The organism is Geomonas sp. Red32, assembly GCF_023652955.1.
Taxonomy (GTDB): Bacteria; Desulfobacterota; Desulfuromonadia; order Geobacterales; family Geobacteraceae; genus Geomonas.
The window spans coordinates 1-11,579 of record NZ_JAKLOY010000016.1 but is presented as its reverse complement, the minus strand read 5'-3'; the positions used below and the strand labels follow the sequence as shown (position 1 = coordinate 11,579).

Sequence of the window (11,579 nt, the reverse complement as noted above, 5' to 3'; positions counted from 1 at the left end):
TTTTGAATACATCGAGGTTGACTACAACCGTAACCGCCGTCATAGCGCCAATGGCAACATCAGCCCGGCAGCGTTTGAGGCCAGACAAGCCGCTTAATTTCGTGTCCGTTATTGCTGGGCAAGATCAACATGAGCATCATCAAGAATGATAGCTGAGACCCTAATCGGACTACTTTTACCACGGAGTCCAAACTTACTGCGCCCATTGAACAGAGCCTTATACGTTGCAACCATTACAGCATTTGCATTGAGGAAATCATCGTGCAGCGGTTTGCCGGGTTGATAGGCCACTGCGGGAATACCATGCGCATTAGCCTTTTCAATTGTCTGGTTCACAAGTTGTACCGTTGGTGCCAGATACAATGCCGGCTCTCCGGTTTCATTTATCGATGATTGCGCCATCAGAAGACCAACCAACGTCTTGCCGCCGCCGGTATGCAGTTTCAGAACGACATCACGCTCATTACGACGACCAAACCATGATTGAAGCACCTCTGCTTGGCTGGTATATAGGTCATTGATTCCTTCAGGTTTGGGTAATCGACGGAATATTTCGAATGGCTCTATGGCCTTTGGTTTCTTCGGCTTTACCCTTAATTTGTCAAAATCAACCACATTGGCCTCCTGTCGTAGATCTACTTATATACGCGGCCCAAAGCTGACCATGGCATAGAAATGCCAATATGATTAGGCATTTCTATAACATTCTTGGGGTATTGTCAATTTATATGCCGTTACTTGTCGTTGCTGGGAACCTCTCTGACTTTGGTGCAGGAGGGTGGTAAGGGCCGCCCCGTAGATAGTTTCCGTCCAGAAACATAACACCATGAATTTACGTTTGAATATCGCAAATAGCGCTTAGCTTTTTACTCCACTTGTTGTAATATCTGCTCCGCAGCTCACTGATTTTGTGCAATTCAATGACCACTGGAGCGGCAAAGATGAGGCAAAAACAGACCCGCCAGATGAGCCTGTTTTCCGTCACGGCTCGTCACGACATCGGCCAGTGTGAATCGACTTTAGATTTTGACCCGGGATCGGCGCCGATCATGACCCACCCATGTCGTGAAAGCGCCATATTATATTTGGCAGGTGGGTCAATACTGCACTCCGATTCACACCGTGGAGACCCGGGATCTCAAACCTCTCGGACCTGCACGGCTTGCGCGTAGCGGCTGCCACCGCTGCTCCCATTTGGCCCGAATGGTGGCGAGTGTGTTATCGCCAATTAACGATTTTATCCCTGCGCTGATTAGCCCGGCGCCGCGACGCTGAAATAGAGCAAAGGAGAACGAAGCGCGCTTTCGTGGACTACACCGCGGATCTCGTTGCCAGGCGCGGAATTGTCGAGGAGTGTAGACGTACCCGCTCTGATTTTGATTCCGGGGCCGGTTTTTCATTGAAGAATTCGAGGTAGAGGCGAAGCCACCTAACGTACTCCTGCGCGAGGGGGGCCTGCAAGCTTGCGTTTGTTGAGATGGGCAACATACTTAACATAAACGGGATTCGGTATCAGAAACATGAGTTACCTTTCTTCTGAAACTAGGGCAGGTAAACAACGATTCTCGTTATCGCACTGAGTCGCGACAGAATATGTCCCAAATAAGAGGCGTAAGTTGGTCGTGGCACGATGATAAGTTATTTTTCATTGACCAGGCCCAAAACCGTTATAAATTCGGCTTGCTGAGGATGTCACTGTGTTGTACAGAAAACCTCGCATCAAGCCAGTTGGAACATCTATCCCGAGAAATAAGCCTTTCAATACGAGGACCTATCCAAATGGCTTCATTTGCGTCATTTTGGCAAAATGGGATTTTGTCGAACTTGTAAGGACCCGGTAAAATAATCGATTTAAGAAGATCTGCGGTTCACGCACGCGTGAACTCAATAAAGAGTTGGCTGAATAATAATGAAAAGGAAGTCTTTCATGTCACTCTGGTCGAAATTTAGAAAATGGTATGAGTCAAAATTCAGGGTTACAAATTACGAGACTTACCCGTTTGAAACAGAAGAACCTCCTTCATCGCCCTTAGCGAGACTTGTTAGAAAATTAGCCAAGCATTGGATCGGAATTATTACTACCATCGGGGTAATTTTTACTGTCATAGCTACGATTTATACGGTGCGTGCTTTTTATGCGATTCCTCAGGCTCCACAGCCCCAGCGCATACCTGCAAAACCCACCGCCAATCCAAAAGATCCATTCACTGACAAAAAGATCATTATGCCGGATGATGCCAAACTGCATAATCAATCCCCAGCAACAAACCGAATCAATGATAAACCTCAAGTTCCCAACAGCCTAAAAAACACGCTAATTCCTACAGTTATCGCAAAAAAACAGGATCCAACCGACAAGTTGCTGCCGAGTGAGGCAATGCAATCTTTAAGCGATTTTAGCCCAAAAGTAGACTTCAAATATATGGAAGCCGAATCTGGTCAGGTCAAGGAAAAGGAAAAGACTAACAGGATTATCCATTACCTATCAAATGTTGGAAAATATCCTTTAGAAGTTACGGGATATAGAGTATTCATAACATCAAATGAATTGAAATCCGACGAAGACGAAAAGATAGAACTTGTAGAAGGCACTGATTATTATATAGATAAACATAAAAGTTTTGAGGGACTTCTCCAGCCATCGACTTCTAAGCCATTTTCCATAACAATTTCCTTAACGGATGAGGCTTATAGAAAATACCGTACTGTTCACGTAATAGAATATGTCTATTACAGAGCCCAGAACTTTGTTATCAATAAATTCAGGTCTAAATACAAAGATATAATATCAGAAAAAGAGCTGTTGTCGGTTTTATTTGCACGCGAGCGCTCGACTACGTCGATTCATCTAGAACGTTCTGGGATAAACTAACTACACGAAGAGGGAAATGTGTCAGAGAAATAGCCAATCCGGTGCTTTAAAAACGCTGAAGGCGTCCGCCCCGTCTTCTGCTTTGACGGCAACGTACGCCGGTTGCGTTAGGGGCGTTAGGGTTCCAGGTGATCCGTAGGTAAACTAAATTTTCTGCATCCATCTTAGGGCTTTCTTAACAGTTTTCGGATCTACGTTCAAGCGCTTGGCAATTGCTGTAACGCACATTCCAAGACCATATAATTCTAAGACCTTATTTGCGACAATTCGATGTTTTGGTGGTGGTTCTGTTTCCAGTATTGCCACTACGAATGGCATCTGGGCCTCGGTTCGAATTCTTTGCAGTCGCGTCCACCATTTAAGCCCCGCCAAAGGCTGGGTGAAACGACGAAGCCCCTGGTTCCCCTCAAAAAGGAAAATCGGGGGCTTTTTGTTTCAATACCCGGCCAGATCCAACTCGGCAGTGTCGATTTTGGGCAGACGCTTCCCCTGCAGCTTTTCAATCACCTTAAAATGTGGCAGATCCTCCGGACAGAGCAATGATACGGCGATACCTGCCGCCTCCGCGCGACCGGTTCTCCCGATACGGTGGATATAGTCGGCCGGTGACCGGGGGAGTTCGAGGTTGACCACATGGGGTAGAAACTTGATGTCGATGCCTCGTGCGGCCAGGTCGGTGGCCACCAACACCCGTAACGTCCCGGCTTTAAAAGCGTCAAGAGCGGTGGTCCGTCCCCCTTGGCTCATGCCACCATGAAAAGTGGCGGCGGTGATCCCGTTGGCGATGAGTTTCTTGACCACAATGTCGGCCCGTCTTTGCGACGCGGTAAAGACCAGCACCTGCTGCCAATCGCCGCTCTTGATCAGATATCTAAGAAGGGGGCCTTTGCGGGATGCATCGACCAAATAGACCTGTTGGGCGATCAGATCCGGCTCCGATGCCTCTTCCTTAATCGCAACCTCCAGCGGATCGTGCAGCAACCCGCTTGCCAGTTGCCGCACATCCTCGCCGAAAGTCGCAGAAAACATGAGGTTTTGTCGGTTTTTGGGAAGTAGTGCCAAGATACGCTCTAGTTCATCCTGAAAACCCTTCTCCAGCAACTTATCGGCTTCGTCCAGTACCAGCGTGGTGACCATTGACAGCCGCACGCTGTTCTTGGCAACCAGATCGAGCAAGCGGCCGGGAGTGGCGACCAGCAATTCCGTGCCGTTCAACTCCACCATCTGTGGGTTTATAGCAACTCCGCCAAACACCGCAGCGGTCTTGACCCGGGGACTCAGGTGGCGACCGAACTGGCGCGCTACCTCCCCGATCTGGACGGCCAATTCCCGGGTTGGAACGAGAATCAGGGACTTAAGCGTCCCCCGCTTACCTGGTTGCGGGGATTGGGCGAGCTGCAAAAGCGGCAGGGTAAACCCGGCAGTTTTCCCGGAACCGCTCTTGGCGATGGCCAAAAGATCCCTTCCCTGCAATATGGCGGGAATGACCCTCTTTTGAATCGGGTAAGGACGCTTGAACTTCTGCTCGGTGATCGCTTGCTGTAACTCCGCCGTTAAGCCGAGAGATGAAAATGGCATGAACGCTCCTCCCGCTGAAACCGGGATGTCACTGTATAGGAATGGGTGCCTGAGCTGCAGGCGCGTGCAGGGTCTGGGGGGCAGGATCGAGATAATAACCTTCTGCGGGGTTAACTGTGCTATACATGACTATTTCATAAAACATCGCAAAAGGACAGCTAAGAGTTATGACCATTAGATGGTATCCCGGACATATGGGCAAGGCCCTGGAGAAGATTGCAGACCTGATAAAAAGGATCGACGTGGTCGTTGAGGTCCTTGATGCCCGCCTGCCGTTGTCGAGTTCCAATCACCAGCTTCAGGCCCTGCGTCGCACCAAACCGTGGATCAAGGTCCTCAACAAACACGACTTGGCCGACCCTGCCATTACCAGAGACTGGGTGAGCCATTTTAAAAGGGAGGCCGGGGTTAGCGTCCTCCCGATGTCTGCCAGGCAACATGCGGATACAAAACAGCTGATCAAACTCTGTCAGCACTTGGCGCCGAAGTGCGGCAAGCCGGGCTTCCCGGTCCGTGTCATGGTTGTCGGCATCCCCAACGTGGGCAAGTCGACGCTGATCAACACCCTGGCGGGGAAAAGCATGGCAAAGGTAGGGGACAAGCCGGCCATTACCACCGTGAACCAGCAGATCGACCTCAAAGGGATCGTTCTGTCCGATACGCCAGGTGTGTTGTGGCCCAATATGGACGACCAGGAGGGCGCCTACCGGCTTGCTGCCAGCGGCGCCATCGGTGCCAATGCGCTGGACTACACCAAGGTCGCTATGTTCGCGGGAGAGTACATGATGCGACGCTATCCGGACCTGATCAAGAGCCGTTACAAGCTCGTAGAATTGCCGGGCGCGTCCTCAGCTTTGATCGAGGAAATCGGTCGCCGTATGGGGTGCTTGATCGCCGGCGGGGAGATAGATCTGCACCGGGCATCGGAAGCTTTCCTCCGGGAACTCAGGGCGGGAAAGATTGGCCGGATAAGCTTCGAAGAACCGGTCAACGACGAAAATTAACCGTATTAGTGTCACAACCAAGTCGGGACTTTCTGCTGGGTCCCGCCACCTCCACCAACCTTCGCCAAGGCTTCGGTTGGCACGCCAGTGTCAATCGGAGCCTTTGTTGTATCCGCCGTAGGCGTAAGAAAAGGTAGGCGAAGGTTGTCCACCGAAGCAGCCTGCGATAGCAGGCGTTTTGCGTTTTACTACATATCTCCTCCAGATGTGCGCAGCGATCGTATCGCATTAGAGAAATATATACTCGCCAGCTCAAGTTTTTCCCGGATTCGACCGATAAGGAGATCAAGCAGTATATAAAAAAGGAGGTTATTTGTATGAGCATTGACCCTATCTCGGGAAACAGCGTGACCGCCAATCCCGCTCATGTTAATCCTCAGGTTAAGACGGAGCAGGCTGCTGCTACCGCCCAGGTAAGCCAGGACAACCAAAAGTCCGCTAAGGCTGCTAAGACCGACACGGTAACCATCTCGCAACAGGCCCTACAGAAGACACAACAGTTGGCAAGTGACGGCGACACCATGGCTCAAGAAGCCACCGAGAGTGCTGCTGAGAAGGGAAGTGAAACTCTCAAGGGTAAGAAGTAACAGACGTTACCGGTAAACGTTTCGCAACGAGGGGCTTGGCCGTTATGGCTAGGCCCCTTACTTTATAAGCAACACTCCCCCCCCATCAAAGCCCTTCCAAGGTAAGCCTCTACTAATTCCACTAGTGTGATGCACCCTCGGCGTCGGCGGAGATGCTTCACTATGAAGATGATGCGCACTGGCCTATGTATCCGGTCATTCCCCCTGCAAGGCGCTGCGAACGGCTTCATCGTAAGGTTTCAGCCGCAAGGGTATAAGGTCCCGGATGGTGTTGTCGCGGCAGATCACCTCATTTTTCAGCCCTTCGATCAGAGGCATGGAAACCGAGGGGGGGACGGGTGTTATGAGCCCGACCCAGTATGATGACAGCTTCGGGGTCAGCACCGGCACGGGCAGGATATACAGATTTTTCCCCTGGATATGGGCAAACCGCTCCATCATCTCCCGGTACGTCAGCACGTCAGGTCCGCCGATATCGAAGGTCTTCCCGCAGGTGCGCTCATCGGTAAGGCAGCCAGCCAGATAATCTATGACGTCACCCACAGCAATCGGCTGGCAGCGGGTCGTCACCCAGCGGGGGGTGATCATGACCGGAAGATGCTCGACAAGGGCCCGTATCATTTCGAATGAAGCTCCTCCTGCCCCGATGATGACGGCTGCCCTGAGAAAAGTGGTCGCAAATGTTCCCTTCTTGAGGATATCGGCAACGGCCAGACGGCTTTTAAGATGCTCGGAAAGGTCGTCGCCCGTCTCGCCAAGTCCCCCCAGGTAGATCACACGCCGCACCTTGGCGCTGTCGGCCGCAGCAACAAAATTTTGGGCGGCTTCGCGATCGCGCCGTTCAAAACCGGTGCGGCCCCCGGCCATGGAATGTACGAGATAATACGCCGTATCTATCCCGGCTAAAGCTTCACTCAATGTCTCTGGCTCAAGCAGGTCTCCCTGAACAATCTCGACGTCACCCGGTACCCCGTGAGCAGAGCGGCGAACCATGCAACGTACCGAAAATCCGCTCTCCAGAAGACGTTGCGTTAAGCGCCTGCCGATGAAGCCGGTGGCCCCGGTAACTAGTATTGAACCGTAAGACTTTTTCATGCAGCTTGATTCCTTCTGTTTCAGAGGAGTTATGGAGACAGGAATAGATATCTGGTAGAATCATATCAATTAATTGACTATCTGCCAGACGCCAGCAGAAGCCGGTTGACCTAGGGAAATGAGGCCCAAGGCTGCACCGAGCGGGATCTGTTGGCAATCTGGGCAGGGCGCAGCAGGGGGAGTCAATGATGGCGGGGTTGCGAGGAAGGGGCATCTTCATGTGCGCTTTATCGGGGCTGCTGGCAGCCTGTGCCGGGGAACGCCCGAACAACCTGGGGGTGAGGGACGGCAGGTTGTCGGCCTGCCCGGCGTCGCCCAATTGCGTGTCGAGTCAGGCTTCCGACGAGCGGCACCGGATTGCACCGTTGGCCTTTACAGGCGATCCTGACGCCGCTTTTGCTCGGCTGAAAACGGTTCTTGCGCAGCGCAAGGATACGTCGGTTGTCGAGGAGCGCCCCGGCTATCTGCGGGTCGAGTTGCGCACGACTTTGTTTGTCGACGACGGTGAATTCCTGCTGGACAGGGAGGAACGGGTCGTCCACGTGCGATCCGCTTCACGGCTCGGGTATTCGGACCTGGGGAAAAACCGGAGTCGGATGGAGGATATCCGCCGGGCATTCTCGCAGAGTGAAGCGACCCCATGAACATGATGATCGAACGCCTGCACGATTTTCTGAGCAATTGGTGTTAGGATGTGCGGCATGAGCCCCGACAGACTCCCCGAAATTGACCCCGATACAATTGCCTGCCAGCAGATTCTTGAGGCTGACCACTCCGTATTCTCCATCCAATGGGTGGTGATCCCGGGGGGCTCTTCTCGCCCCTTCTCATCCGCCAACCTGCTGGAGAGCTACCTGCGCTATATTCAGCGCTTCACCGCTGGCGTCATCCGTCCGGTGCAGACCGCTGAGGGGGTCGAATTCCGGCTCCTGGCAAGCTCTTGGGCACTGATACAGTTTTTGCCACCACGGCACACACCGGGCGCCGCAGGAGATCGAATAACCATGAGCATTTCCGGCGGACTGCTGGTTGACAAGCAGGAGTGCGACCGGGGACAGCTCGACTTCATTGTTGAAGAAACGGCAGCGGGAAGCAGACTGACCCTGAAACTTGCAGACTACTGCCCGCTGCTGCTTGGCAGCCGACAGCCCTCGCGGTGGCGAAAATGGCTCTACCGTTTCACTCAAGCCTATATCCACAAGGTTGTCACCATCAAATTTCTGGCCATGGTCTACCGCCGCATTACGGGGAAAAAGGTACGGCGGGGGGTGGTAAACATGGTCGTCAGAAAGGGCATTACGACTTGACTGTTCAGATCTTCCGGCTGTCGTAAGCCCAGTTCAGGAATCGCCTTGTATATGGAGCAAATTCCATGAACGACAAACGATACTGGTTTCCGGCAAAGCGTTATGGATGGGGGTGGGGATTTCCGGTAGCTTGGCAAGGCTGGCTGGTCCTCGCCGCCTACGTGGCACTGTTGGCGGCCGGACGCTACCTCTTCCCTCCATCGCAGAGCAAGCTCGGCTTCATACTTTACGTAGTGCTACTTTCGGTAGCGCTCTGCGGCGTCTGCTACGCAAAGGGCGAACCGCCGAAGTGGCGATGGGGTGGTCGGTGAAACCCCGGTCAAGGATTGAAAAGCGGCACAGGTGGGTGAAGGTTATAAAGTGGAGCGTTTATCGAAGGGGACTGGCATCTGCGGAGCCAGTCCCCTTTTGCGTACAGGGAATCGAGGGCGGGATGCGATTCATGGGTTTGTCGATGACCAGGATCTCAGAGGAGAACAAGACCAAGTTTGCAGGAAACGCATGCAACGCATAAGCGTCCCGGTTGCCTGGCCCGAGTTGGTAGATCAGGCCCGCTCGGGAAGTAGGGCCGGGCACCCGCCACAACTCCTTCGTGGCAAGCTCGAGCTGCCTGGCAGCTTCCACCATCTGCATTGGACCGTACTTTTGACGGCTGAGGTTGATGAGAGCCGCGGCCAAGTCGCCACGGGCTTCTACTGCTTCCGGATAGCCTCCCGCGAGGAACTCGGTTCCTTCGCCCGGTTCACTAGCGCATGGGGAGTTTTGGCGTAGCAGGATTGCCTAACTTTTGATGCAGGCTCCTAAAAATTTTGCCTTTGCTCCCGAACCCGTTTAATTATCGCTTCAATGCAGTATTCATCTTGAAGTTTGCATCGAGTTACCAGGCAATCACGCAAGTTTGATGATTGATAACAGCCTGAGCAACGCTCGTAAACGACGTTGCAGTCGATCTTCTGGCCGTCAGGTGGCAGGGGGGGAGGGGCAACTCTTACAGGTGAGGCTGGCTGAACGAATACCGTCGGGGCTGGGGCAACAAGTGGAGGTCGGTATGGGGGGGGGACTTTGAATTTTGGCCCGTACTGCGGTACAGTTGGTGGAACTGGGGCGATCTTAGTCAGGGGGGCGGGAGGGCATAGTGCGGATGCAGCCTGAGCCTCATAGCCAATAGCCATCAACGTTGTGAAAGTACCTGCAAACAGAAGCCAAAGAACCTTTTTCATTTTGCACCTCGCTAAAAGAAATCGGTTGGTCTGTTATAGATTCCAACTGTACGGCGAAAACAGCCCTAGTCAATCTCTCATCGCCGTCTAAATGTGCGAATGAGCGATAGTTGTCGCTAGCCGAGTTTTGGTAGTGAGTGGCAAGGTGTGACGGGAGTCAGTCCGGGGCTCGGTGGTGAGCAAACAAGCGGGGGCTCCTGGGGGGCGCGTCTGTAAAATTTACTTTTCCATTCGATTAGGTGGAAGCTTGCTATCGCTGACCCCCAACCCCAGAATTGAATAGATTCCTTCTTGCAGCCGCAGCGTTGCATCCTGCTGCCGTTATCAAATTCATCACCTACCATGCCTTCGCCGACGAAGCAGAGGCCGTAGCCTTCGAACGGTACCTATGGTCGTCTTCCTATGAAGTTCTGCATTTCCTCGTCACCAAAGCTCCTGGTCTTGTTCTTCATCCACTGTCCACATCTACGATCGTCAAACGGTTTTGCTCTTCTTCGTGCCTAGTGTCTATGGTAATTTCAAGAACGATTACCTGTTAAGTTATTCGACGATTTATGTTGGGATTCTTAACATGCTGCAAAGGTCTACTCGTTATATGTTAGTGAGTTATCAGCTGGTACAGATGTTGCTGCGCATCTTCCGCGATTGGCATCTTTCATGTATCCAATGCCGCTATGAACTATACTAAAGCATGTAAGAAGGGGTACGGTATGTTTTGTAAGATGTTTGTCCCATTGTTTTGTATTTTATCTATATGTGGATGCTCAAGTGTAAAATCAACTGTTAATATAGAAAATTATAACACAAAAGGCTTAACCTACTACATGCCTAAAAAGGATTTTATTGCAATAGTGACTATTGAAAATAAAAATATCAAAACAATTGATCTTAGGACAACGTCTGCATATGCCGATTATTCCACCCAGTACATACTTAAACACAGTTGCAACGTTTTTGGAAAAAACACGCTTGATGTTGGTGTAAACGAATCAGGTTTGCTAACTTCAGCTAAGTCAACTACAGAAAGTAACGTGAATGACATTTTCAATAACCTGGCTGCCACAGCAGGTCACGTTTCAGCGCTTGGAGTAAAAGGAAAAGAAGGTACCACATGCAAGGATGGTGGACATTCAATAATATTAAAAGAACCGGGTAGCAAAGAGCTTTGCGGACTCACAATAAAAGTTGAACTAAACTATGATAAACGAAAAGCGCACCTCGTCGGTTTCTCAGGTGTAGCAGATGAAACTTACTCAGGGGTCTTCTACCGGCAAAGCCTACCTTATATGATGACTGCTACTGGTCCAGGAATTAAGACCTCTGCACTTGTATTTTCCCCATCTCAATCACCAACTCAATTTTTGCCAGCTTCAAAAACTTTTTTTTCTGGCAATAAGTCTGAATTTGAATTTAATGATGGAGTACCTAGTAAATATATGCAGCAAACAGAGGGTGAGTTACTGTCAATTGCGAAATTACCAAGTGACATACTTAATGCTTACTTTACAGCTATTGGTACTGTGTTTGACAGTTTCAAGACTAAAGACAGTAAGCAAGCTGACGCATTAACAGAATCACTAAAGCTTCAATTGCAAAAGAAAAAATATGATGCTTGTGTAGAAGCGATTAGAACAAAAGATGAGTCAAAACTTAAAGATTTGGGTTGCCAATAGTATTTTTTAAGCATAACTAGAGGGTGTAACTTTAGAGGCATAGGCGCTAGCTCATGCCTCTTCTGTTCCAAAAGTTTTTTGTCGTCTGTGTGATTGCCTTCGTGAGGCAATTAGTGTGATCTTGCCCGCCATTGACGGACGCCTTGTTAAGCGAGTAAAGTTCGCGACAGAGGTGATCCGTGAAGAAAGCAGAAGCACAAAAGAAGACTCGCAACCGTTACTCTCCGCAGTTCAAGGATGAAG

The 11,579-nt window shown here is 51.0% G+C and carries 10 protein-coding genes; 7 read left to right on the top strand and 3 right to left on the bottom strand.

Features of this window, described 5'->3' with window-relative positions; translation table 11 throughout:
• Positions 1 to 108: 108 nt before the first annotated feature.
• A complete protein-coding gene (locus L4X63_RS23490) occupies positions 109 to 615 on the bottom strand; it encodes a DEAD/DEAH box helicase (protein WP_250681101.1) in 507 nt (168 codons plus the stop codon).
• Between the two features lie 1,312 nt (positions 616 to 1,927).
• Between L4X63_RS23490 and L4X63_RS23485 the strand changes: the two genes are divergently transcribed.
• A complete protein-coding gene (locus L4X63_RS23485) occupies positions 1,928 to 2,872 on the top strand; it encodes a hypothetical protein (protein ID WP_250681100.1) in 945 nt (314 codons plus the stop codon).
• A 435-nt stretch (positions 2,873 to 3,307) separates the two neighbouring features.
• On the opposite strand, the gene L4X63_RS23480 is transcribed toward L4X63_RS23485, so the two are convergent.
• Positions 3,308 to 4,450, bottom strand: a complete 1,143-nt coding sequence (locus tag L4X63_RS23480) for a DEAD/DEAH box helicase (RefSeq protein WP_250681099.1) — start codon at positions 4,448 to 4,450, stop codon at positions 3,308 to 3,310.
• A gap of 167 nt (positions 4,451 to 4,617) precedes the next feature.
• Between L4X63_RS23480 and ylqF the strand changes: the two genes are divergently transcribed.
• Positions 4,618 to 5,454, top strand: coding sequence for a ribosome biogenesis GTPase YlqF (gene ylqF, locus L4X63_RS23475; protein ID WP_250681098.1), 837 nt, complete (start codon positions 4,618 to 4,620; stop codon positions 5,452 to 5,454).
• A gap of 317 nt (positions 5,455 to 5,771) precedes the next feature.
• Positions 5,772 to 6,041: a hypothetical protein gene (locus tag L4X63_RS23470; protein WP_250681097.1), complete on the top strand. Its 270-nt coding sequence runs from the start codon at positions 5,772 to 5,774 to the stop codon at positions 6,039 to 6,041.
• A 195-nt stretch (positions 6,042 to 6,236) separates the two neighbouring features.
• Here L4X63_RS23470 and L4X63_RS23465 read toward each other — a convergent pair whose 3' ends face one another.
• The gene (locus L4X63_RS23465) at positions 6,237 to 7,136 is read right to left on the bottom strand and encodes an NAD(P)H-binding protein (protein ID WP_250681096.1); all 900 of its coding nucleotides are present in this window, start codon (positions 7,134 to 7,136) and stop codon (positions 6,237 to 6,239) included.
• 185 nt (positions 7,137 to 7,321) lie between these two features.
• On the opposite strand from L4X63_RS23465, the gene L4X63_RS23460 reads away from it, so the two are divergent.
• From L4X63_RS23460 to L4X63_RS23445, 4 genes are all read left to right on the top strand, one after another.
• Positions 7,322 to 7,780, top strand: coding sequence for a DUF1499 domain-containing protein (locus L4X63_RS23460; protein WP_250681095.1), 459 nt, complete (start codon positions 7,322 to 7,324; stop codon positions 7,778 to 7,780).
• A gap of 57 nt (positions 7,781 to 7,837) precedes the next feature.
• Complete coding sequence (locus tag L4X63_RS23455) at positions 7,838 to 8,443, top strand: hypothetical protein (RefSeq protein WP_250681094.1); 606 nt, start codon at positions 7,838 to 7,840, stop codon at positions 8,441 to 8,443.
• Positions 8,444 to 8,508: 65 nt separating this feature from the next.
• Entirely contained in the window at positions 8,509 to 8,754 is a 246-nt protein-coding gene (locus tag L4X63_RS23450; protein WP_250681093.1) for a hypothetical protein, read from the top strand.
• Positions 8,755 to 10,373: 1,619 nt separating this feature from the next.
• Entirely contained in the window at positions 10,374 to 11,336 is a 963-nt protein-coding gene (locus L4X63_RS23445; RefSeq protein WP_250681092.1) for a hypothetical protein, read from the top strand.
• The last annotated feature ends 243 nt before the right edge of the window (positions 11,337 to 11,579 follow it).